The sequence below is a fragment of the Arthrobacter sp. StoSoilA2 genome (assembly GCF_019977195.1).
In the GTDB taxonomy this organism is placed as follows: domain Bacteria; phylum Actinomycetota; class Actinomycetes; order Actinomycetales; family Micrococcaceae; genus Arthrobacter.
In genome coordinates, this window is record NZ_AP024643.1 from 4,504,259 (window position 1) to 4,527,941 (window position 23,683).

Sequence of the window (23,683 nt, forward strand, 5' to 3'; positions counted from 1 at the left end):
CTTTAGACACATCGTATCTTGTTGCTGTGATCTGTGGCACATACGCTGAAAGAGTCCCTTTCACACACGGAGGCTCCCCCTCATGCAAGACAACCTCTCCCCTGCCTCACCCCAGCCAGGCGCATCGCAGCCAGGCGCATCGCAGTCAGGCTCATCGCAGTCAGTTCCGGCAACGGCGCCGGCCCATGACAGCGAAGCCTGGCTGCAGCCCATCCCCGAGTCAGACCGCACGCGCAAGGTCTCGGGCCAGTTCTGGATCTGGGCCGGCGCCAACCTTGCCCCTATCAACTGGGTGCTGGGCGCACTCGGAATCCACCTCGGCCTCGGCTTCGCCGATACTGTGTTTGTGCTCGTCCTCGGCAACCTCATCGGCATGCTGCTGTTTGGCTGCTTCGTCCTCCTCGGCCAAAAGACCAGTGCCACCGGCATGGTGCTTGCCCGGGCCGCGTTCGGCCGTCGCGGCAACTATCTCCCCGCCGCCATCCAGGCTCTCCTGGTCATCGGCTGGTGCGCGGTCAATACATGGATCATCCTGGACCTGGTCATGGCGCTCTTCGGAACGCTGGGCTGGGTGGACCCCACTGAAAAGAACTACGCCTGGAAGATCGGCGTGGCCACCGTCATCATGGCCGCCCAGGTTGCCATCGCCTGGTTCGGTTACAAGGCCATCGCCGCTTTTGAAAAGTGGACCGTTCCGCCCACCATCATCATCCTGGCCGTCATGTCCGCCGTGGCATGGTTCGGTATGAAGATCGACTGGGGTTACGCAGGTCCGGCCGGCAACATTCTTGAAGGATCCGAGCGGATCGCGGCGATGAGTGCGGTCATGACTGCCATCGGCATCGGCTGGGGCATCACCTGGTTCACCTACGCCGCGGATTACTCGCGCTTTGTCAGCACCTCGGTTCCCAAGCGCAAGGTCTACCTGGCCTCGGTCCTTGGCCAGTTCATTCCCGTGGTCTGGCTCGGTGTCCTCGGCGCGAGCCTTGCGACAAACAGCGGCGAGATCGACCCCGGCAAGCTGATCGTCCAGAACTTCGGAGTCCTTGCCCTTCCCGTCCTCCTCATGGTGTTGCATGGCCCCATCGCCACCAACATCTTGAACATCTACACCTTCTCCGTGGCCACGCAGGCCCTGGATATCAACATCAATCGTCGCAAGCTCAACCTGTTCGTGGGCGTCTTCTCGCTCCTCGCCGTGGTGTTCTTCATCTTCCAGGAGGACTTCGCCTCCGTACTGGACGCCTGGCTGATCGGCCTCGTGGCGTGGGTAGCTGCCTGGGGCGGCGTCATGTTGGTGCACTATTTCTGGCTGGAGAAGCGTTGGCCGGGCAAGGTGGAACGGCTCTTCGACGGCGTCGGCACACGCCGCCTCCCCGTGATCAACTGGGCCGGCATCGTCTCCCTGTTGGTCGGCATCTTCTGCACCTGGCTGTTCATGTACGGGCTGATACCCGTAATGCAAGGCCCCATCGCCGTGGCACTTGGTGGCTGGGATCTCTCGTGGCTGGCCGGCGGACTTACCAGCGCAGCAGCTTACGCAATCCTCGGCCCGCGGGCGCACCGGAAATACGTCCTCGCGGACGAAAACCACGTCTCCGCCAGTGCGTCGGCCGCATCAGCTACTCCCGTCGTTCCCGAAAGGACCACAGCATGAGCCAGCCCGCCTTCGCGGACTCCCTGCACCCGATCACCTGGCCAGAGGGCTTCAAGGCCGCCGCGTCCTTCACCTTCGACGTCGATGCCGAGTCCTGCACCATCGCCCACGATCCGTCCAGCACCCGGCGCATGTCCCTCATGAGCCACCAGTCCTATGGCCCAAAGATCGCAGTCCCGCGGCTCCTTCAGATCCTTGATCGCCAGGGCATCAAGGGAACGTTCTTCATCCCCGGCTTCACGGCGGAGAGCTACCCGGACGTGGTGCGCAAGATCGCTGACGGTGGGCACGAAATCGCCCACCATGGCTACCTTCACGAGCCCATGCAGGGAATCGACGCCGCAACCGAAGCCAGTTACCTGGACCGCGGCCTGGAGGCTCTCGCCAATGTCGCCGGTGTTCGGCCCGTGGGCTACCGGGCTCCGTGGTGGGAGTTGAACTGGCAGTCTCCCGCGCTGCTCGCGGACCGCGGCTTCCTGTATGACTCAAGCCTTCTCGACGGCGATGCCCCCTACCGCATGTCAGTGGCCGGGGATGATCCCCGGGACATCGTGGAAATTCCTGTGGACTGGGCCCTGGACGACTGGGAGCAGTACGCGTTCTACCCCGGCATCACGGGCAGCGGGGTCATTGAAAGCCCGGCCAAAGCCTTGGAAATGTGGACGCTCGAGGCCCAGGCGCACCACGCCCAGGGCAGCTGCTTCGTCCTGACCAACCACCCGTTCATCTCCGGCAGGCCGTCCCGGGCCGTCGCGTTGGAGCAGCTGATCGAACGGGTCAAGGGCCTCGAAGGTATGTGGGTCACCACGCTTGCTGAGATCGCACAGCACACGAAGGACACGGTTCAGGAAATCCACACCCACGCCCGGATCGACGTCCCTTTGTTCCCAGGAGCCGGTGCTTCATTCCGTCCAGCCCAGGTGCGGGTACCCAGCCTCCGCTAGTCCCGCCGAGATGGCAAAAGATGACAATCCCAGGCCCTGGGATTGTCATCTTTTGCCATCTCGGTGAACTAGGACAGCCACACCCCGATGACCCATGTGCTCGCGGCGGCACATGCGAGGCCGAACTCCACGAGAATCCCGATGCCGGTGGCCTTCAGCGCGGCGCCGCTTGAGCGGACGGCCGTCCGGAAGTCACGGGTCCGCTGGACTTCGCTCAGCAAAAGCCCGACGGCAAACCCCACCAGGAGCCCGATCACTGGAATCACGAACATCCCCACGACGCCAAGGACTATCCCAATCAGCACAGACCTGTTGGGAATCCCATGCTGTTTCAGCTTTCGCCCTGTGAGCACAGCACTGGCGGCCATCCCTGCCACCACGAACACCATGCCGATGGCGAAGATCACCCAGCCGAGCGTTCCCGCACCACCCCAAATGGCCCACGCGAGCAGGCTCGCCCCAATGAGGATGCTTCCCGGGAGGACAGGGATGATGGTTCCGGCCACACCCACGGCAATAGCCAGGCCGCAGAGGATGGTCACAACGAGTTCGGCGTTCATGGCCCCAGTCTAGGTGTGGCCCCTCCCCCCCCCCCCCCCCCCCCAACGTGCAACGCGAGGTCACTTACGGCCCATCCGACGGGGCAACACGGGCCGTATGTGACCCCGCGTTGCTCCTTAACAAACCGACGACGGCGACGCTCCCCTGCCTGGGAGTCGTCGCCGTCGTCGGTTTTTAGTTGGTTACCGCTACTCGGTCACGGCTGCGGCAACTGCCGCGGTGACAGCCGGTGCTACACGGGCGTCCAGGGGGCTCGGCACGATGTAGTCAGCGGAGAGGTCTTCCTCGGCCAGCTCTGCGATGGCTCGTGCAGCGGCGATCTTCATTGCCGGCGTGATGCGGCGGGCCTTGGCGTCGAGGGCGCCGCGGAAGATGCCGGGGAAGGCCAGCACATTGTTGATCTGGTTCGGGAAGTCGCTGCGGCCGGTGGCGACAACTGCCGCGTACTTCTGGGCAACCTCGGGGAGTACTTCGGGGTCCGGGTTGGACAGCGCGAACACGATCGACTGATCGTTCATCAACTTCAGGTGCTCTTCGTCCAGCTTGGAGGAGGAGACGCCTACGAAAACGTCGGCGCCGGTCAGCCCCTCGCCGGGACCACCTGTGACGCCGCGGGGGTTGGTCCGCTGCGCCATGCGGGCCTTGACGCTGCCGGGATCGGCCACGAGGTCGGCACGGTCAGCGTTGACCACACCCTTGGAGTCGAGCAGGATGACGTCCTCGATGCCAACAGCAAGAAGAATCTCGGCGATGGCAATGCCGGCGGCACCTGCGCCCGAGACAACTACTTTAAGGCCGGAAAGTTCGCGCTTGGTCACCTTGGCAGCGTTGGTCAGGGCCGCGAGAACCACGACGGCGGTGCCGTGCTGGTCATCGTGCATGACGGGGCAGTCGAGTGCTTCGATGAGGCGCTCTTCGAGTTCGAAGCAACGCGGCGCGGAGATGTCCTCGAGGTTCACTGCACCGAAGCTCGGGCGGAGGCGGACCAGGGTCTCGATGATCTCGTCCACGTTGGTGGTGTTGAGAACCAGCGGGATGGAGTCGAGGTCGCCGAAGGACTTGAAGAGGGCAGACTTTCCTTCCATGACCGGGAGGGAAGCGCTGGGGCCGATGTTGCCCAGGCCCAGTACGGCGGTGCCGTCGCTGACGACAACAACCAGGCGCTCAGCCCAGGTGTGGGTGCGGGCAAGCTCGGGGTTGGCGTGGATTGCGCGGCTAACCTGGGCGACGCCCGGGGTGTACGCGATGGAAAGGTCACGCTTGTTGTTCAGGGGAACGGTGCTGGAAATCGTCAGCTTGCCGCCCTCGTGTGCTGCGAAGATCTCTTCTTCGCTCAATACCAAGGCGTCGTTGTCAGTAGCGATTGTCTCAATGGACACGTCTTTGTCTCCTCAGGCTAGCCGTGGACCCACGGCATGGTTCGGGCAGGAACAGAACTGCTGGTTCGGACCAAGGGTGGCTGGCCCGGAAGGTGCATCTGCAGGTTGGGCTGCTAGCCGCTTCGGTCTTTCCAGCGTAGGGAAGCCCGGAGGGTACAAGATTCAATACCAAGAGAGACGATTCGAGAGTAAAACGTTTATGCAGGTCTAAAAGTGACTCAGCTCACGCGAAAAAACGCATTCTCAGGGGCCGGTGGTCTAGACCGGAAGAGCTATATGTCATTCCCCCGTCATGAGGCTGCATGCCTTCTTGAGGTCCTTTTCGGCTTCAAAGAGCGACAAGCGACGACACCGGACGGCCTGGACCAGACCACTGACCAGATGCAACAGAATCCTGGCCTTCGGTGCGTCATTTCCGGGCTCTTTGCTCAACGAACCCACAACTTCTTCGGACAAGAGGTCAATCTCCCGCAGCAGCTGGGCGGTATCGCTGTCCTTGCCGGCAGGCCGGATGAGGCAGTGCTCCACGCCGGGCTGCATAACCCTCAGGTGGAAGATCTCCATCATCAAACCTGACAGTGCATGGCCCTTGCCTTTCCTCTGGCGCACGCCGTCGCGAAGCTCGCGCAACTGCTGCCGGTAGACGGCCAACATGAGGTGCGCCGTAGAGGGAAAGTAACGGTAGAGGGTGCCCAGCGGAACGTCCGCTTTGGCGGCAACGTCCGACAAACTCAAGGTGTCGAATTGACGTTGCGCAAAGCCGGAGGCTGTCTTCAGGATGCGGGCATAGCGCAAAAGCTGCCGCGGGGTGGTAGGTGCGGCAGCCATACGGGGCAACCCCGTCGTCAGGTCAAGGGAGTACGGTTCCAGGGAAAACGGTTCGGGCATTTCCGGCGATCTCTTGGCAGGCTGGCAAGGAAACGGCCGGCTCAGGTCACAGGACCCGCGGCAGGCCGATCGCACCAATGATACGTGAGCAAAATGACCGTTTCCTGAGAGCGCCCTGCTTGCAACGCGTCCATGCCGTTCCCAGGATTCCCCCGCTGCGCCCCTAAACTGCAGGAAGCTCAGGTAAACCCAACTAGGTAGCAGTAGAGCGCGTTTTGGACGCTCAAAACGCGCTTAAATGCGACCCAGTTGGGTCCACGCACGGGAGGAAGACCACTATGGGGAATTTTCGACGCCGGATGGCAGCAGCGCTGCTGGCCGCCGCTGTGGCGGCCGTGGCACTTGGCCCCCTGCCGGCGTCGGCGGCCAGCAACGGGCCGGACCCCATAGTCAATGGTGAAGCGTTTGTCGGCAAGACGCTAACAGCCGAAATAGGCCCGTACACCTTCTATGGTTGCGGCGGCGGCAAGGGCCCCGACTTCACTGTCTACTGGACAAGGGACGGCTTCCTGGTGGCGGGCGAAACCGGGCGCAGCTACCTCCTGCAGCAGGATGACACGGGCGCACGCATGGCTGTGCACCTGACCGCCAGCAAGACTGCCTGCGGGGGTGAAACCCTTCACAGCGACGAGACCGGACCCGTCGCTGCGCCCAACCGGGCCAGTGGTTTCACGGGCCGCAGCTTCGAACTCCTGGCACGCGCAAGTGACGGCTCGTTGATGTTGTACGGGCGGACAGGCACCGCTTGGGACGCCGCCCGCACCGTGGGCTGGGGGTGGAACGTCTTCAACCTTGTCCTTTCCCCCGGCGACTTCAACGGTGATGGCAAGGGTGACGCGATCGCAGGGGATTCGGCGGGGACGCTGTATCTCTACGCCGGCGACGGAACCGGTGGATGGAAGCCCGCCCAGACCATCGGCAAAGGCTGGAACATTTTCGACTCAATCGTCAGCCCTGGTGACTTCAACGGGGACGGCAACAACGACATTCTGGCCAGGGAACCCGGCGGCGCCCTGTATTTGTACCCGGGCAATGGTTCCGGAGGCTGGCTGGCGAGGACCGCCGTCGGGCAGGGCTGGCAGGTGATGGACGCCTTGCTGACGCCTGGCGATTTCAACGGCGACGGCAAGGTGGACGTGCTTGCCCGTGACCGCAGCGGCTACCTGTATTTCTACGGCGGCAACGGGGCGGGCGGTTGGACGCGGTCGTGGCTCATCGGTGTCGGCTGGAATGCCCTCAAAGCTGCGGGTGCCGCGGGTGACTTCGACAAGGATGGCTTCCAGGACGTTTACGGCGTGGACCAACAGGGCCGGCTGGTGATCTATTACAGCGATGGCCGGACCGGCTGGCGCACATCCCAGTCCGTGGGCAACGGATGGGGCGGTTTCACAGCAATCTTCTAGCTGAGTCCCAGCCGCGGTAAGATTAGCCGCATAAGTCTGGGGAGGACACAATGAACGCTCTATCATGCCGTGTATCAGGCGTGCGCCGAGCGGTAGCCGGAATTGCGGCTGCGCTTATTGCCGCCGTCGCTTTCGCCCCGGCACCTGCCATGGCAACCATGGACCCCGCAGATCCCGTGGTTCACGGTGCGCCGTTTGTTGGCTCAACGCTCACGCTGGAGATCGATCCTGACTCTTACCGTGGCTGCGGCAAAGCGGCCGGCCCGGACTACCAGATTTACTGGACCCGCGACGGTGTTCGAGCCGGGGACCACTGGGAGTGGTGGAACTACAAGCTCGGCGAAGAAGACCGCGGCAAGACCATCGCCGCCCATGTCGCAGCCAGCCAAAACGGGTGTGAACCGCAGGAAGTCTCCAGCCAGGAAACAGCGCCCATCTCAGCATCCAACAGGGCCAACGGCTTCACCGGTCGGGGCGCCTATGAGATGCTGGCTCGCCGCACGGATGGCACCCTCATGCTGTATCCCCGGATTGGCGGCGCCTGGGAGGCCCCCCGGACCGTTGGTTCCGGCTGGAACGGGTTCAGCACGGTCCTCTCCCCCGGCGACTTTAACGGCGACGGCACCAACGACATCCTTGCGAAGGACTCCTCCGGAAGGCTCTTCCTCTACGCAGGTACTGGGGACGGCGGCTTCCTTGCCGGACGCCAAGTGGGCAGCGGATGGAACAGCTTTACGTCGATCGTCTCCCCCGGCGACTTCAACGGCGACGGCAACAACGACATCCTCGCCCGTGATTCCGGCGGACTGCTTTATCTCTACCCCGGCAACGGCAGCGGCGGCTGGCTGAACCGTTCACTGGCCGGCAGTGGTTGGAACGTGGTCAACCAGATCATCACGCCGGGCGACTTCGACGGCGACTACAACGTGGACATCCTGGCGAGGGACTCCGCCGGCAGCCTGCGCCTGTACAAGGGCAACGGCAGCGGCGGCTGGGCAGGCATGGCCGTGATCGGGCAAGGTTGGAACGGCATGGCAGCCATTGGCGCCGCCGGCGACATCGACGGTAACGGCAATGTGGACATCTATGCAGTGGACGGATCCGGCCAGCTGCTGGCCTACTACGGCGACGGCGACGGCGGCTGGAACGGCGCCCAAACCATTGGCTGGGGCTGGGGCGGTTTTAACGCCTTGTTCTAGGGGGTTGGGGGAGACCATGACGACTTTTTCTTCCGTGCGCCCAGCGGCTTTTGTGCATTCGGTGCGGTCGGGTTTTCACATCCTTCTAGCCATGCTCCTCTGCTCTGCGCTGGCAATTGCAGTCCCGCCGCCCCGCGCTACAGCTGGGGGAACAATCGTCCCCCTTCCCACCGTGGTTACCCGGACGTCGGCGGCAACGGCGGGTCCCGGGAGCATTGTCTCCTTGTCCTTCACACTGAGCGGTCCCGCGAAGGAAGTAGGTTTCACGTACGTCAATGAGGACACCCTGGAGCAGGCCACCCTCTACGGACCTGCCAGCCAGCTGTCCGGGCCTTACAGCGCGCAAGCCAAACTGCCGGTGGACGGGAGCGCCTTCCAGCGAACCGGGCGCTACAAACTCCTCAGCGTCAACATCATGCTCCCCTTGGGCCAGGGGGTAATCCGCTACGGGCGCGATGGCAACATCATCTTCCTTTCGCAAGGACTGGAAGCACCAACACAGCGGCCAGGGGCCTTGGACGGCGTCGACTTCGCCGTCAACAATCCCGGCTTCCCACTGGTGGACAATCCAAATATCAAGCCACCAACCATCACAGGCGTGGCACGCTACGACCAAGTGCTGACCACGGACAACGGCTCCTGGACCCAACCGCCCACCGGCTTCGCCTACCAATGGCTGCGCAACGGCCAGCCGATCCCTGGAGCCACGCTCAGCAATTACCGCATCGCAGAAGCAGACCTTGACCAGACCCTGTCAGTACGGGTCACGGCCACAAGGGCAGGCTTCCGGGCTGTGTCGGCATCCTCGCTCCCACTGACGCCCACGTCACCCATCACAGCTACCGCTCCCACACTCCAAGGCAAGCTGATCGTCGGAGAGAAGCTCACCGGCGTCTTCAACGAGGGCAGCGTCTCCGGCGGGACACTCGGCGGCCCCGTCATCATCAGGTACGAATGGGTGCGCAACGGTACCGCGATCAGCGGTGCCACGTCGAAGACTTACACCCTTCAGGCAGCGGACCGTGGCGCCGTCGTCGGCTTCCGGGCAGTAGTCCAAGCGGGCAATCCAGTGACGGCCACGCGTCCGTTTACGGTTTTCGGCCGCTCCGTAGTTCGAAACAAACCGCACACAACAGGTTTCGACGCCGGGGCCTCCATTGACCTGTTCGCGCGCGATGCTGCGGCGAACCTGCTCCTGTACCCCACCGATGGCGCGGCCCGCTGGCAAGCTCCGCGGACCATCGGCCTTGGTTGGGACGTGTTCGATACCGCCTTCAACGCGGGCGACTTTGACGGAGACGGTTTCAACGACGTCATCGCAAAGGACCACGATGGATCGCTGTTCCTGTACCCGGGCAACGGAACCGGCGGCTGGCTTCCACGCAAGCAGATCGGCTGGGGATGGGACGTCTTCGATTCGATCATCGCCGCAGGCGACTTCTCGGGCGATGGCAACAACGATGTCCTTGCCCGCACGCCTTTGGGCGCCCTGGTGCTCTACCCCGGCAACGGGACGGGCGGCTTCAAATCCCCTGGCGCCGTAGGCCAAGGGTGGGACGCCCTCAGCGAGGTCTTCTCGCCCGGCGACTTCGACGGTGACGGCAACCCTGATGTCCTGGGCCGTGACAGCGCAGGAAACCTACGGCTCTACGGTGGCAACGGCAACGGCGGATGGACCACTGCCCGGTCCATCGGCACAGGCTGGAACGTCATGTCACGCATTGGTGGGGCCGGAGATTTCAACGGAGACGGCTTCTACGACGTTTGGGCCATCGACGCCGGCGGCCAACTGAACATGTACTACGGCAGCGGCATCGGTGGATGGAAAGGCGCCGGTGTCGTTGGCTGGGGCTGGGGCGGGTTCACGGCGGTTTTCTAAGTCGATTTTGGTTGCGTTTTGAGTTTGATGCACGACACATTTCTGTGAAATGCGGTAATTCAATCCCAATTGCTGTTCCTGAAAGCAAGTGGCTGTAGTGTCAAGTCAATTGGCCTCGACAGGCCGCTCTGGCCTGTACTTTTTGGGGGAAACTTGGGACTTTTTGGGGGACAGTTGGGGTCTCATTCTGCTCTGCGCCTTCATGCCGCATTCAAAGCTGCGCAAACTCTTCTTGTAGCTCTTGTCTTGACTCTGGCGGCTTTCGTGGCGGCACCGATGGTGCCTGCCCAGGCGGCCGGCCCGGTGCTTTCGACTTTCGTTCGGACTTCCCCTGCGACGGTCGACGCCGGGGCCCAGGTCAGCTTCAACTTCACGACTTCGGTCTCGGCCAAACGCGTTGAAGTGGGCTTACGGAGTGCGGCCGGAACGCACATCCTGGCGTGGTCGTCGACCGGTGCCACGAGCGGAACGGTAGCCGGCACGGCTTCACGCTCTTCGTGGCCCAACGGCACCATCGAGGTCAGCTACATCCAAGTGATAACCACGGCAGGAGCGTCGCAGGTCTATTATCGCGGAGGTTCCGTCTACCCACCCGGAACGGGAACCTCACCCTTCGGGGATCCAGCCGCACGCGACTTCAAAATCAACAATCCCGCGCTTCCTTACGCTGCCGCCGTTCCGGTTGCCTTCACTCCCGCCAACACCACGTTCGCGCCGGGCCAGAACGCCGCCGTTCAAGTGAAGTTGTCCCAACTGGCCCAGGAAGTCCGGCTCATATACCGAGACCCGTCCGAAGTCACCACCTTTGAGCTCGGATGGACCGGGAATCCCGCTCCCGGACCGCAAACCGTTTCCGCGACAGGGGCCATCACAGCCGCGCAGGCCTCCGGACGCTACACGCTGGAGCGTGTGGTCATCAGTTACTTCGACGGTCTCGCCAAGGATACCTATCTTCGGGACGGCACCTTGGAGCGGACGTCACCTGTTCCACTTGGTACCGCGGTGCGGGCAGGACTTGCTACCGGTGATGTTGCGGTGAACAACCCCGCCAAGGTGCTGTCGAAACTTACTCCCACTGTCAATCCGAGCATCACCGGCGACCTGGTCTACAACACCAGACTTGGCATCAACCCCGGAACGTGGCCGGTGGAAGCCTCGTTGTCAGATTTTCAGTGGTACCGGAACGGCACACCCATCGACTACGCCGTCAATGACACATACCAGTCCAACATGTCCTTCGACCCCGGCAACATGATCTGGGTCAAGATGACTGCGCGGGCGGCTGGATATCTGCCCACCAGCGTGTCCACTTCGGCTTTCGGGCCAATGCCACGCCGCGTCTGGGTTGGAAATCTACGCATCACTGGTGACGCGTCCGTGGGAGGCCAGCTCAGGCTGGAACACGATGCTGCCGGCGTCGACCCAGTGGGCGGGCAGCCCAGCTACACCTATGTATGGAAGCGGAACGGGACTCCGATTCCAGGTGCCACGTCCCGGGACTACCGGCCAACGCTTGCCGACAAGGGTGTAGTCATCACGGCGGGAGTAACGGCTCGCTTCGACGCAGGCTCGGCGGTCACCGAAGTAGTGGACCTCAGGGGTCCCCTCTCAGACAAAACCCGTGGCAAGGGTTTCAACGCAGACGGCACAGGCGACATCTTCGCGCGTGATGCCGGCGGCAACCTCTGGCTTTACCCCAGCAACGGAAACGGCGGCTGGCTTGCAGCCCAGAAGATTGGCCAAGGGTGGAACGGCTTCAACGCCCTCCTTTCACCCGGCGACTTCGACGGCGACGGGAATGTGGACGTCATGGCACGGGACGGAGTGGGGCGGCTGTTCCTTTACCAAGGCAACGGCCAGGGCGGGTGGCTCCGCGCCTACCAGATCGGCCAGGGCTGGGGTTCCATGAAGGACATCGTGGCCCCGGGAGACTTCAACAGCGATGGAACGGCGGACCTGATTGCCAGGGACGCTTCAAACACCATGGTCTTCTACCCGGGCAACGGCCACGGCGGCTTCCTCACACCGCACGTCCTGAGCGGTGGATGGAGCCAGTTCGATACGTTCGTCTCACCGTCGTCGAGGATTGTCTTCGCCCGTGACAGCGACGGCAACCTGCGAAAATACGATGGTGACGGGAACGGCTACTTCCACGAGAATTCATGGACTCCCAACGCCTTCAGTTCTTACGCCGGCTACGGCTGGGGAGGCTTCAGCCGGATTGGTGCACCCGGAGATTTCGACAGCGATGGCGTCCCGGAAGTGTACGGCATCTACCCTGACGGGCGATTGACCATGTTCTATGGATTGGGCCACGTCGCCCTGAAACGCCAAGCCACTATCGGTTGGGGCTGGAACTCCTTCAATACCGTCTTCTAACGCACCTTGTGCTGGCATCTACTTCACTTCCCCGGGGGATCAATTGACTACAACTACGGCCGCCTCGCCCCGACGCAAAACCTCAGTGCATCGGTTCCTGGCTCTCTTCATGGGGCTCACGATGTCCGCCGTCGTGGTGGGACCAGGAACTGTGTTGACAAGTGCCCCAGCCGTGGCGGCGGAACAACCGGTGCCCCAGCTGACGTCCCTGAAACGCGTTTCGCCTGCGACTACCACCCCTGGATCCACAGTGCAGATAGGCTTCACCCTCGTCCAGCGGGCGGATCGCGTGGTCTTCACTTTCACGGATGAATCACTAGTAACGGAACACCGCATTGAATGGTCGGGGACGCCCGCCGCCGGCCCGCTGACCGCAACTGCATCAGCATCCGTCACTGCGGACGCGTTCTTCCAAGGGTCACACAAACTGCAGAGCGTGATTATCAACTACGGCTCGGAAACCCTGACGTACTTCCGTGGCACGCCCAGCCAATACAACTTTCCTGTTTCGTGGGAAAGCCTCGATTTCACCGTAAACAACCCCGCCAAGGTCCTTACGCCCAACAACAATCTGGATCCGCCCAGTCTTGGGATCAGAAAAGAGGCCGGGTACTCCTACTTGTCGTTCGCCGTCCAATATGGCACATGGTCCGCTCCACCTACGGCGTACACCTACGAGTGGTTCCGGGACGGAATCCGACAGTCTTCGGACGCCAGCTGGTTCCACGTTCCAGACAACCTCGCCGGTACGGGGTCCGGATTGACCTTGAAACTCACCGCAATGGCGGCGGGCCGCCTGCCGGAAACAGTGGAAACCGCTCCCTTCTACCTGGTGGACGCTGCTGATCCGCACCTGCCACCCAATGTCTCCGTACGGACCCCGTCAAGGCCGCGTTCGACGCCTCAACCATCAAAGGACTCCCTGCAGGAGCCAAGCCGACGGTCAGCTACCAATGGCTGGTGGACGTCGCAGAGCCTATTGCCGGAGCAACCGGCGCCACCTACAGCCCCAAGCCAAGTGAGGCAGGAAAGGAGCTCGGTGTGGCAGCGGTGGTGAGCTACGCCGGAAGTGTGGTGGGTATCTTCCGCAGCTCGAGCGACCCAAGGGTCAAGTTGCACTCGCTCCTGCGTGACTTCGACGGGGATAGCAGGCCTGACGTTATCACCAGGAAACCGAACGGCACACTCACCCTGTTCTCCGGAGGCGCCAGCGGCGAGTTCAAGAGCGGGAGCAAAGACATCGGCTGGGGCTGGGCCAACTTCACGTCCTTGTCATCCCCGGGTGACTTCGACGGCGATGGTGGCATGGACGTTCTGGCCCGTGATACATCCGGACAGCTATGGCTTTACCGGGGCAACGGACGCGGCGGCTGGCTGGGTTCTTCGGTCATTGGTACGGGGTGGGGTGGTTTCAGCGAGATCATTCCCGCCAGTGACTTCAACGGCGACGGAACAAGCGACATCCTTGCCCGCGATGCGCAGGGCCGGCTGTTCCTCTACCCGGGCAACGGTCGTGGCGGATGGCTCACAGCATCGCAGGTCGGGCAGGGGTGGAACGTCTTCAACAAAGTGTTCACACCCGGCGACTTCAGCGGAGACGGCGTCTCCGACATTCTTGCCAGAGGAACGGACGGGAGGCTGCATGCCTACTATCCCGATGGCAAGGGTGGCTGGTCTTCCTCACGGGTATTGCTGGGAAATTACGGGTCAAGCCGTTATATGGGGCCCCTCGGTGGTTTCAATTTGTGGGAGCAGTACAACTACTTCTTTAACGTGACGGACCAGGGTGCCTTCCGCGGCGAGGAGATGAGTCCCGACGGGTACTACTACCGCCAATCGCATGAGATCGGCACCGGCTGGGGTTACCTGACGGCGGTTTTCTAAGCCGATTTTGGTTGCGTTTTGAGTTTGACTTGTCTTTCGCGTGAATATTTGCCAGCAAATTCCCAGACTGTCGGTGTCGCCATGTACTCTCAAGTCACTTACACCCGCCGGCCATCTGTGACCGGCCTAATTTGGGGGAACCATGGGGAGCACTCCTCTGCGCCGCGTGCGCAGCTGGCTGGCCGCATTTTTGGGCAGCGTTATTTTGGTCGGCGGGCTGGGGTTGGCACCCGCAGCACATGCTGATGACACCTTCGCACCGGTACCTGTAGCGGTCTCCACGACGCCAGACGCGATCGGCGCTGGAGGGCAGGCAACATCACGCGTTACCTTCCAGGCATCCGGTCCGATTACCGACGTCTACGTCCTGTTCCGGAATACAGCAACGGGTAAACTCCACACGACGATGACGCAGGGCTCGTACAGTTCCGCTGATTCGACATACTCGTTCGACGTCTTCTTTGCACAGGGGACCCCGCCGGGAACCTACCTTGCCCAGTACATGCAGATTCAAACCGCAGCCGGCCAGGAAGTAGGTTACTGGCGCGACGGTTCCCTGATCCACAACCCCGGCAACCTCCCCACCTCCGGAACCGCGGCTGTGGCCTTGGACGCCTTGGACTTCAACTATGTGACTCCCGTAGACATCGATCGTCCCCACACGTCCGGCTTCTACCGTGCCGAATATTGGGATTCGTACACGATGAGCCTGTTCGTCCGGGACTCCTGGGGGCGACTCGGCCTGTTCCCGACCGGCGGAAACGGCACCTGGCAGCAGGCATATGAAGTCGGCTCGGGGTGGAACATCTTCAACACGATGTTCGCTGCCGGCGACTTCAACAACGACGGCGAGAATGACGTCATTGCCCGCGACATTTCCGGTTCGCTCTTCCTCTACCCAGCTGGCTGGCATGGTGGTTGGTACCCGCGACAGCAGATCGGTTGGGGCTGGGGGATCTTCAGCACCATCTTCGCGGCAGGCGACTTTAGTGGAGACGGCAACAACGACCTCCTTGCCCGCAAGTCTTCCGGTGAGCTCGTGCTGTACCCGGGCAACGGCCACGGCGGCTTCCTGGCTGCCTCGACAGTCGGCTGGGGATGGGGCGGCATGACTTCGGTGTTCTCCCCTGGTGATTTCGATGGCGACCGCAAGCCTGACGTCCTGGCCCGCGACGGCGCCGGAAACCTAATCTTCTACGGTGGCAATGGCCACGGCGGCTGGACTAGCAGCCGCGTGATCGGCCAGGGCTGGAACGCCATCACCAAGCTCGGCGGTGCCGGCGACTTCGACGGCGATGGCGCCAACGACGTCTGGGGCATCGACACCTCGGGTCAGATGCGCATGTACTACGGCAGCGGCTCAGGCGGGTGGAAGGGCTCCGCTGTGGTTGGCTGGGGCTGGGGCGGCTTCAACGCTGTTTTCTAAGTAGTCACCATCAACAGGACCCCGTCCCAAGGCATCGGGCGGGGTCCTTCAGAATTGCCATTCTTGTAGGGGAACCATGGAATCAGCTCTTGCTTCGTATCCAAGCGCACCAAGCCGCCGTCGTCGATTCTTGACTTTGCTGACCGCCTCCGCCGTTGCCTGTGCGGCTGCAGCCTGCACACTGGCCGGCCCTGCGGAAGCCGCGTCAAGCCAAGTGCCTACCGTAGTTGCAGCAGTTGCCCGCGAGATTTACATGGGCCAGCCGCAATTGAACGGCGACCCCAGCGTTGGAGGTCTGCTAAGAGCGGACCTGGAGGGATATGCGCCATTCGTCATACCCGAGGGTGGCACGCCGGCTTTCACCTACAGGTGGACGCGAGACGGTCAAACCATAGCAGGGGCAACCGGCTCGACCTACCGTGCAACCCGAGCTGACCAAGGCCGCGTTGTAGCGGCGTTCGTCACGGTTTCCTATGATGCCGAATCGAAATTGACCCTGCAGGCAGACTATCCGTTGCGGATAGCCGCCAAACCCCGGGCCCGGGGGTTTAACGGTGACGACACGCTGGACATCTTCGCCAGGGATGCCGCCGGACGACTGTTGCTGTACCCCACCGACGGCCGCGGCAATTGGCAGTCGGCCCAAGTGCTCGGAACGGGTTGGAACATCTTCAACCTGCTGGTATCGCCGGGCGACTTCGACGGAGACGGCACAGTGGACGTCATTGGCCGCGACGGTCAGGGCCGACTCTTCCTTTACCAGGGCAACGGCACGGGGGGCTGGAAGAAGGCCTTGCAGATTGGTCAAGGTTGGCAGGCGTTCAAGACAATCTCTGCTGCAGGTGACTTCAATGGCGACGGCACCAACGATCTCCTTGCCGTGGACCAGTGGCACCAAGCTATTCTCTACCCTGGGAACGGACGCGGCGGATGGCTGCAGCCCTACGGCGTTGATACTTATTGGATCAACCAGAACCCAGTCTTCACCGTGGGACACTTCGGTGGCCAGAACAAGCTCGGAATCGTGTCCCGCGATATCTTCGGGACCCTGGTCCTTCATGAGTCCACCCGCAACGGATGGTTCGATGGCCACACGGATGGCATCGGCTGGGGCTTCACGGGATTCACCACTGTGGGCTCGGCCGGTGACTTCAACGGTGACAACAAGATCGATGTCTACAGCATTGACTCCGCGGGACAACTCACCATGTACTACGGCAAAGGCTCCGACTATTTGACGAGTGGACAGCCTGGGATCCGCTGGTTGGGGCAATCCACTGTCGGCTGGGGCTGGGGAGGGTTCACCGCCGTTTTCTAGATCCGGGTCCTGGTCCGCCGGGTCAGGCTCTCTTCAGCATCACGTTCGCAAGGCCGCCTCGGCCAACTTTCTTCATGAGGAAATCTTGAACTCTCAACAACCCGCGCGCCCAAGCGTGCCAACCCGACTGCGTCGGCTGTCATTCCTTCTCGCTGTTTCGGCTCTGGCCGGTGCTCTCATCGCTCCGGGCCTGCCCGCCCAGGCTGCCGTTCCATCCTTGGCAGTGCCGATGCGCCAGGTGTACATGGCACCACCCGAACTCACTGGTGAACCTGCAGTGGGCGGCCTGCTGAAGGCTGATCTGAGCTGGACCACGCCAACGGTGGTGCCCGACGGCGGAACCCCTTCGCTTTCGTTCTATTGGACACGCGATGGCCAGGTCATTCCTGGTGCCACGGGCCAAACGTACCGGGCAACAATGGCTGACTACGGCCGGGTGGTGACTGCCTTTGCAACTGTCACCTACGATGCCGAGTCAACCTTGACCCTGCAAGCCCGTGAATCGCTGCGGATCGCCGCCAAGCCCCGGGCTCGCGGATTCAATGGGGACAACACCATGGATATCTTCGCCCGCGACGCGGCTGGCCGTCTCTTGCTGTACCCGACAGACGGGCGGGGACATTGGCAACCCACCCAAGTCATCGGAACCGGATGGAATGCCTTCAACCTTTTATTCTCACCGGGTGATTTCGACGGCGACGGCACCGTTGACGTTATGGGACGCGATGCCCAGGGTCGGTTGTACTTGTACCAGGGAAACGGGTCCGGCGGTTGGAAGAAGGCAATCCAGGTCGGTCAGGGCTGGAACGGATTCACAGCCATTTTTGGTGCTGGCGATTTCAACGGTGACGGCACGAACGATCTCATTGCAAGGGACGCATCGACCAACCTGGTCCTCTACCCCGGCAACGGGCACGGCGGTTGGCTGCCTTCGTACACCATCGGTTGGGGGTGGGGCCGATATGACTCCCTGATGAGCGTTGGCCACTTCGAAGGCAGAAGCGATTTGCAGGTTGCAGCGAGGGGCCAATACGGAAACCTGATGGTCTTTTCAAGCAGCCGCAATGGGTCCTTCGAGCGCTACACGGGATCGACGGTCGGTTACGGCTGGGAGGCCCTCGCCACGATCGGCTCTGCAGGGGACTTCAACGGTGACGACAAGATTGACGTGTTTGGCATCGACCGCAGCGGCCAGCTCACCATGTACTACGGCAACGGCGCGGATTACCTGGCCCAGGGACTGCCCGGTAGCTACTGGCTCGGCCAATCAGCAGTCGGCTGGGGCTGGGGCGGCTTCACGGCCGTCTTCTAGGCCTCTAGGCTTACGCCACGCTCTTGATCTTGACCACGAACACCGCACCCAGCAGCCCGATGACCGCGGCGGCCACATACAGCGAGACGTAGCCGCCCAAATACGTGACGAACGGGAAAGCGATAAGCGGGGCGATGACTTGCGGGAGCGAGTTTGCCACGTTGATCACGCCCAGGTCCCTGCCACGGTCCAGTGCCGTCGGCAGGACCTGGGTGATCAGTGCGAAGTCCACGGCAAGATAGGCTCCAAAGCCGAGGCCCAGGACCAGTGCCCCCGTGATGGCACCGGCCCACGTCGGCGCAAACCCGAGAATCAAGGACGCTACGGCGATGATCACGGACGACGCGATCACCAAAGGCTTCCGTTTGCCCATCCGGTCGCTCAAAGCTCCGCCGATCACGCTGGTGATAATCACCATGACCGCATACAGGCCTGTCAGGATAAGCACTCCGATCGCGGGTTCGATGCCCTCGGTTTCTTTCACATGCACGGCATCGCTGAGGAAGAACAGGAGATAGAGGGTGACCATGTGGTTGCCAATGTTTACCAACAGTCGCGTCAGCCAAGCCCAGGCGAAATCAGGATAGCGTGCTGGCGAAACCCAAAAGCCCTGGAAAAACCGCGCAAGACTGAACGGTGGGCGGGCCTGGGCTGGAAGCGGCTGGTCGTCATTCTTGAAAAGATAAAGCACGACGCCGGCAAGCAGCGCCGCTGCACACACCAGGTACCCGGCAGCAAAGTTTCCCGCTACGACGGCGGCAATCACCGCGCCGGCCAGGATGCCAACTGTCTGTCCCATCGCTGCCAAACCACCGACAGTGCCACGTTGCGGCACCGGAACGCGGTCTGGAATCGCAGCTGTAATGGCAGCGTAAGCGCCGTTGCATCCGGCCTGCACCAAGCACCACAGCACCGTCATGACCGCGACGTTCGGCGCTCCCGCCAGTCCTACGAGTGCTACAGCGCCCAGGATTGCTCCTACGAGGACCCACGGAACGCGACGTCCGAAGCGGGAGACGGTCCGGTCGCTAAACGCCCCGAACAAGGGGTTGGCAACCAACGAGACGGCGGCGCCGCAGCCCGTTACCAGAGCCAGGATCGCTTCCTTTTGTTCCTCATCGAAGTGAGCCGCCTGCTGGCCCAACAGCACCTGGATGGGGCCGAAGAACGCCGCATTGATGCCCACGTTGATGAGCACGACGCCAGTAATCCACAGTGCGCGGACCCGGTCCACTGGTTCGGCGAGGGCAGTGGCCGTGCCGCCCCGGACTATGGCAGGATCCGGCACAGGACCGGGCAGGTCGGACAGGCTCATGGCAGGTTCCCCCTAGTTTCAACGTCTGGATTCAGATTAGCGCGGGTGGAGGGCATGGAACCTAAGTTCATGTCAGTTATCCACATAGCCCTCGACGGTCCGTGCCGCTTACCTGGCGCACGCGTTAGTGTGGCCTCAAACGTAGTGAGGAGAAGGACATGAACGAGCAGATTAATACAGCTGATCTCTATGACGATCGGGGCGAGGAATTGGAATCGGTTGCTGTCCAGTTCCAGAACCTCGGCGGTCACACGCACTTCAGCGGACAGGTACGAACCATCAGGTGCTTCGAGGACAACGCCTTGGTGAAGACAGTCCTCGGGACGCCCGGCGAAGGAGCCGTTCTGGTGGTTGACGGTCAGGGATCATTGAGGACTGCCCTCATGGGGGACATGATCGCTGAAAGCGCGGTGGCCAATGGTTGGGCCGGCGTCATTATTAACGGAGCCATCAGGGATCGGGAAGCACTCGCCCGCCTCCCGCTGGGCATCAAGGCGCTGGCTAGCAACCCGAAGAAGAGCGCAAAGACGGGTGTAGGCGAGGTTGACGTCCAGCTGGTGATTGACCGCGTGAGAATCCAACCCGGAGTAATGATCTACAGCGACCCGGATGGCATTCTCGTGGAACGCTGACCCCTGGGACTGGCCGACTTACGAAGGTTGTTCAAGAAACATTCTTCTTCCGGGAATCAAACAGGCATTAGGATAGTTACTGAAAGCAACTATCCTGCTTAAAATCCACTTTTCTGCCACCTCTGGAGAAGATATGTCCAAATCTGCGCCCGTCCGGGCCGCCGGCGAGGTCCTGACGCATCGTCAGACGCTCACCGTCATGGTGGGACTCATGCTCGGCATGTTCCTGTCCTCACTGGACCAGACCATTGTGTCCACGTCCATCTACACCATCGCCAATGACCTCGACGGCTTGTCACTCCAGGCATGGGCAACTACCGCCTACCTCATCACTTCTACTGTGAGTACGCCGCTCTACGGCAAGCTCAGTGACATCTTCGGGCGCCGTCCGCTGTACCTGGCAGCCATCCTGATCTTCCTGGCCGGATCCCTCTATGCCGGGTCCGTCCATTCCATGACGGAGCTTGCCATCGCCCGTGGCGTGCAGGGCCTGGGCGCAGGTGGCCTTTTGGCGCTGGCACTGACAATCATCGGCGACATCGTTGCTCTGAAGGACCGGGCCAAATACCAGGGCTACTTCATGTCAGTATTCGGTATCTCCTCCGTCCTCGGTCCTGTCATCGGCGGCGCTTTCGCGGGAACATCGACCATCCTGGGCTTCGACGGCTGGCGCTGGGTATTCTTCATCAACCTTCCCATTGGCCTTGCGGCACTCACTGTGGTGTTCATGTTCCTTCACCTGCCTGCACGGCACGTGAAGCAGAAGATCGACTATTGGGGCGCGGCAGCCATCACCCTGGCAATCGTTCCGCTCCTTCTTGTAGCCGAGCAGGGCCGGTCCTGGGGTTGGGCATCGGGCGCATCCTGGCTGTGTTATGGCCTTGGCGTCGTCGGCATCGTGGCGTTCCTGTTCGCAGAGATGCGGGCCGGGGACTACGCTTTGATCCCCTTGCGTCTCTTTAAGAACGCAACCTTCGGTTTGTCATCCCTGCTGAACTTCATCATCGGCATCGGCATGTTCGGTGCCATCGCCATGCTGCCCATGTACCTGCAGCTGGTGAAGGGACTTACCCCCACCGAAGCGGGCCTCATGATGATCACGTTCACCGTGGGCATCCTGTTCGGTTCCATCAGCGCCGGCCGCACCATCTCGTCGTCGGGCGTTTACAGAATCTTCCCCATCCTCGGTACGGCAATCCTGACAGGCGCCGCGGCTGTGATGGGCCTGGTGCTCGGCGTGGACACTGGCCTTTGGGTTCCCGGACTCATCGCCGTGTTCTTCGGCGTCGGCTTGGGCTTCTGCATGCAGCCGCTGACACTTGCCATGCAGGTATCGGTGCCGCCCAAGGACATGGGCGTCGGAACCTCTACTGCGGCGTTCTTCCGTTCCATGGGTGGCGCCGTGGGCACGGCCGTGTTCATCTCCATGCTGTTCAGCCTGGCAGCGGACAAGATCGCCGATGGCATGAAAACCGCTGCTTCCAGCCCGGACTACCAAGCGGTCATGAAGGATCCGGCCGTGGCCGCAGATCCCGCGAATGCCAAACTCTTCGATTTCTTCAAGAATGGCGCCACCAACGATTCCCTGAACGACACCAGTTGGCTGCATGCGGCCAACAGCACCCTCACCCGGCCCATCACCGAGGGCTTCGCACAGGCAATTGACACTGTGATGCTCACAGCAGCTGGCCTGATGCTGATCGCGTTCCTCATCAGCTTCGCGTTGCCCAACAAGAAGCTCATGGACCCGAAAGCAGCAGCCAAGGAATCCGTCCCGGCGCACTAAGCGGTACGTGCTCTTCCACGACAAGAACGGCAGGCAGTCCGAGGATTGCCTGCCGTTCTTGTCGTGAAGCCATTGTCGTTCGGTGTCAGTGCATTTCAGGGCTTGAGATCAGTACGAGTCCTGGACAAGGCGTTGCGCCTGCTCAAGGTCATCCCGCAAGTCGCGGTCCTGAACGTCGGATGGCAAGGTGAAGCCTGCCTCCATCATGGCTCGCAGCCTGGGGCTGCTGAATTCGCCCGGACGCCTGCCTTGCGCGCGGAGCGCACGTGACGCACAAAGAAGCTCGACGCCGGCGACGGTCGCCAATGCGTGCGCAGTGGACTCCAACTGCGCCGCACCAAGAGTTGCGAAGCTCGCGTCTTCCTCAGCACCCAAGGACAAGTTGACGGTTTGCAGGCTTACGGGCTGGGCGTTGGCGCGAATACGGCCTACCGCTGCAGCGGCGACGTACTCCAGCATCATGACTCCGGACTGGCCTGCATCGTTGCCTGCCAGGAATGGGTGGAGGCCGGTGAAAGTGGGATCGCAGAGACGGGTGATCCTGCCCAACGTCGTAGTGCACGCGGCCCCAAGGGCCACCTGCAGGGCATCGATGCGCCGCGCCAGTGTGGACATATGGAACAGGCCGTGATGTGCCACGCCGTTCGTGCCATCTTCCACTGAGCCAAAGACCATGGGGTTCTCGTGGCCCGCCACGGACAAGCGCTCCAGAGCGATCCTCATCGATTCGAGTTCTTCCATGACCGCCCCCAGAGAGTGCGGCAACATGCGCAAGCAGTACGGATCCTGAATCCTTGCAGGCTTGCCGGATCCAGCCACCAATTCCTGCAGGGTCGCAGCGACATCAGCCATGGCGTCCGATTCAGTGGCCTTTGCGACTTCGGTGCCGAACGCTTCCGGATTGCCGGACATGGCCGTGAACGACAGAGCACTGATGGTGGTCAGGTTCTCCATCATCGTGACCAGCTTCTGGTGAGCCAGGATCGCCTGCCCGATGGTGAGGGCACTGGAACTGATGAAGGGAAGCGCGTCTTCAGTGGGCCAGGAATCCAAAGCCTTCGGCACCGGCGTGCCATCCATCGTGGGACGCTCACCCAAGAGTGTTAACGCGGTTCCTGCCAGGGCCGGCAGGTCTGCTGTGCCAATACCGCCAAATTCCCGCACTTCGGGCAGGGTATCCGCGTTCAGCATCTGCACGACGGCCTCGACCAGGTCCGGGTTGATTCCGGATGCCCCAGCCGCCAGCTGGGACGCTCTGACCACCAGCATGGCCCTCACCGTTTCGCGGTCAAGGGCTCGTCCGGCATCCACCGCATGGCTCCGAAGCAAGTTGACTCCGTGCTGGTCTGCGGACGCATCCGATGTATCCAGGGTTACGGAACGGTTAGCCCCCACACCAGTGGAGCGCCCATAAACCGGACGTCTCTGTGCCGTTGCGCGGGCTGAGCGCTGCGAGGCGGCCATGTGTTCGATCGCCGACTGCGCAAGAACCACCTTCTCGCCGCCAGCGGCAATTGCCACGATCTCGGCAAGCCCAAGGCGTCGTCCGTCGATCTCGACCATGGAATGATCCCTTCGTGAATTCGGTCCACCAACCAGGTAGCAGCTGATGCCGTTTTCAGCCCTCAAAACGACATCTGCTGCTACCTAGTTGGGGAGGGTGGGCTTACTTGTTTTCTGGGGCCACGCCACTGGAACCGAGGGTAACGGTCAGGGGTTCG

18 protein-coding genes are annotated in these 23,683 nt (G+C 62.0%); 13 read left to right on the forward strand and 5 right to left on the reverse strand.

The genetic code is table 11. From position 1 onward, the window contains the following. Positions 1-82 precede the first annotated feature (82 nt). Together LDN82_RS20570 and LDN82_RS20575 are read left to right on the forward strand one after the other, a co-directional pair. Positions 83-1,657 carry a cytosine permease gene (locus LDN82_RS20570; protein ID WP_224165653.1) on the forward strand — a complete coding sequence of 525 codons (1,575 nt, stop codon included), beginning with the start codon at positions 83-85 and terminating at the stop codon, positions 1,655-1,657. Further along, positions 1,654-2,601 carry a polysaccharide deacetylase gene (locus tag LDN82_RS20575; protein WP_224165654.1) on the forward strand — a complete coding sequence of 316 codons (948 nt, stop codon included), beginning with the start codon at positions 1,654-1,656 and terminating at the stop codon, positions 2,599-2,601. The genes LDN82_RS20570 and LDN82_RS20575 overlap by 4 nt, the downstream gene beginning before the upstream one ends. Before the next feature lie 68 nt (positions 2,602-2,669). On the opposite strand, the gene LDN82_RS20580 is transcribed toward LDN82_RS20575, so the two are convergent. The 3 genes from LDN82_RS20580 to LDN82_RS20590 form a co-directional block, all read right to left on the reverse strand. Continuing rightward, positions 2,670-3,161: a DUF456 domain-containing protein gene (locus LDN82_RS20580; protein ID WP_224093416.1), complete on the reverse strand. Its 492-nt coding sequence runs from the start codon at positions 3,159-3,161 to the stop codon at positions 2,670-2,672. A 189-nt stretch (positions 3,162-3,350) separates the two neighbouring features. Further along, positions 3,351-4,541, reverse strand: coding sequence for an NADP-dependent malic enzyme (locus tag LDN82_RS20585; protein WP_224165655.1), 1,191 nt, complete (start codon positions 4,539-4,541; stop codon positions 3,351-3,353). 279 nt (positions 4,542-4,820) lie between these two features. After that, the gene (locus LDN82_RS20590) at positions 4,821-5,429 is read right to left on the reverse strand and encodes a TetR/AcrR family transcriptional regulator (protein WP_224165656.1); all 609 of its coding nucleotides are present in this window, start codon (positions 5,427-5,429) and stop codon (positions 4,821-4,823) included. 278 nt (positions 5,430-5,707) lie between these two features. Between LDN82_RS20590 and LDN82_RS20595 the strand changes: the two genes are divergently transcribed. The 9 genes from LDN82_RS20595 to LDN82_RS20635 all read left to right on the forward strand — a co-directional run bounded on the left by LDN82_RS20595 (position 5,708) and on the right by LDN82_RS20635 (position 18,229). Beyond that, positions 5,708-6,832, forward strand: coding sequence for a VCBS repeat-containing protein (locus LDN82_RS20595; RefSeq protein ID WP_224165657.1), 1,125 nt, complete (start codon positions 5,708-5,710; stop codon positions 6,830-6,832). Between the two features lie 50 nt (positions 6,833-6,882). Beyond that, entirely contained in the window at positions 6,883-8,031 is a 1,149-nt protein-coding gene (locus LDN82_RS20600) for a VCBS repeat-containing protein (RefSeq protein ID WP_224165658.1), read from the forward strand. Positions 8,032-8,047: 16 nt separating this feature from the next. Further along, positions 8,048-9,910, forward strand: a complete 1,863-nt coding sequence (locus tag LDN82_RS20605; protein WP_224165659.1) for an FG-GAP-like repeat-containing protein — start codon at positions 8,048-8,050, stop codon at positions 9,908-9,910. 276 nt (positions 9,911-10,186) lie between these two features. Then, positions 10,187-12,289 carry an FG-GAP-like repeat-containing protein gene (locus LDN82_RS20610; RefSeq protein ID WP_224165660.1) on the forward strand — a complete coding sequence of 701 codons (2,103 nt, stop codon included), beginning with the start codon at positions 10,187-10,189 and terminating at the stop codon, positions 12,287-12,289. A 43-nt stretch (positions 12,290-12,332) separates the two neighbouring features. Continuing rightward, the gene (locus tag LDN82_RS20615; protein WP_224165661.1) at positions 12,333-13,346 is read left to right on the forward strand and encodes a hypothetical protein; all 1,014 of its coding nucleotides are present in this window, start codon (positions 12,333-12,335) and stop codon (positions 13,344-13,346) included. Then, positions 13,331-14,173: a VCBS repeat-containing protein gene (locus LDN82_RS20620; protein ID WP_224165662.1), complete on the forward strand. Its 843-nt coding sequence runs from the start codon at positions 13,331-13,333 to the stop codon at positions 14,171-14,173. Before LDN82_RS20615 ends, LDN82_RS20620 begins: the two co-directional genes overlap by 16 nt. Positions 14,174-14,315: 142 nt before the next feature. After that, complete coding sequence (locus tag LDN82_RS20625) at positions 14,316-15,599, forward strand: VCBS repeat-containing protein (RefSeq protein WP_224165663.1); 1,284 nt, start codon at positions 14,316-14,318, stop codon at positions 15,597-15,599. 214 nt (positions 15,600-15,813) lie between these two features. Further along, positions 15,814-16,917: an FG-GAP-like repeat-containing protein gene (locus tag LDN82_RS20630; RefSeq protein WP_224165664.1), complete on the forward strand. Its 1,104-nt coding sequence runs from the start codon at positions 15,814-15,816 to the stop codon at positions 16,915-16,917. 85 nt (positions 16,918-17,002) lie between these two features. Then, a complete protein-coding gene (locus LDN82_RS20635; RefSeq protein ID WP_224165665.1) occupies positions 17,003-18,229 on the forward strand; it encodes an FG-GAP-like repeat-containing protein in 1,227 nt (408 codons plus the stop codon). A 10-nt stretch (positions 18,230-18,239) separates the two neighbouring features. Here LDN82_RS20635 and LDN82_RS20640 read toward each other — a convergent pair whose 3' ends face one another. Next, positions 18,240-19,544, reverse strand: coding sequence for an MFS transporter (locus tag LDN82_RS20640; RefSeq protein WP_224093392.1), 1,305 nt, complete (start codon positions 19,542-19,544; stop codon positions 18,240-18,242). A 158-nt stretch (positions 19,545-19,702) separates the two neighbouring features. On the opposite strand from LDN82_RS20640, the gene rraA reads away from it, so the two are divergent. Together rraA and LDN82_RS20650 are read left to right on the forward strand one after the other, a co-directional pair. After that, on the forward strand, positions 19,703-20,176 hold the full coding sequence (gene rraA / locus LDN82_RS20645) for a ribonuclease E activity regulator RraA (RefSeq protein ID WP_224165666.1): 474 nt from the start codon (positions 19,703-19,705) through the stop codon (positions 20,174-20,176). Between the two features lie 133 nt (positions 20,177-20,309). Beyond that, on the forward strand, positions 20,310-21,962 hold the full coding sequence (locus LDN82_RS20650) for an MDR family MFS transporter (RefSeq protein WP_224165667.1): 1,653 nt from the start codon (positions 20,310-20,312) through the stop codon (positions 21,960-21,962). Positions 21,963-22,070: 108 nt separating this feature from the next. Here the strand turns inward: LDN82_RS20650 and LDN82_RS20655 are convergent, their stop codons facing one another. Further along, positions 22,071-23,525 (reverse strand): aromatic amino acid ammonia-lyase, encoded by a 1,455-nt coding sequence (locus LDN82_RS20655; RefSeq protein ID WP_224165668.1) that lies wholly within the window; start codon positions 23,523-23,525, stop codon positions 22,071-22,073. Positions 23,526-23,683 lie beyond the last annotated feature (158 nt).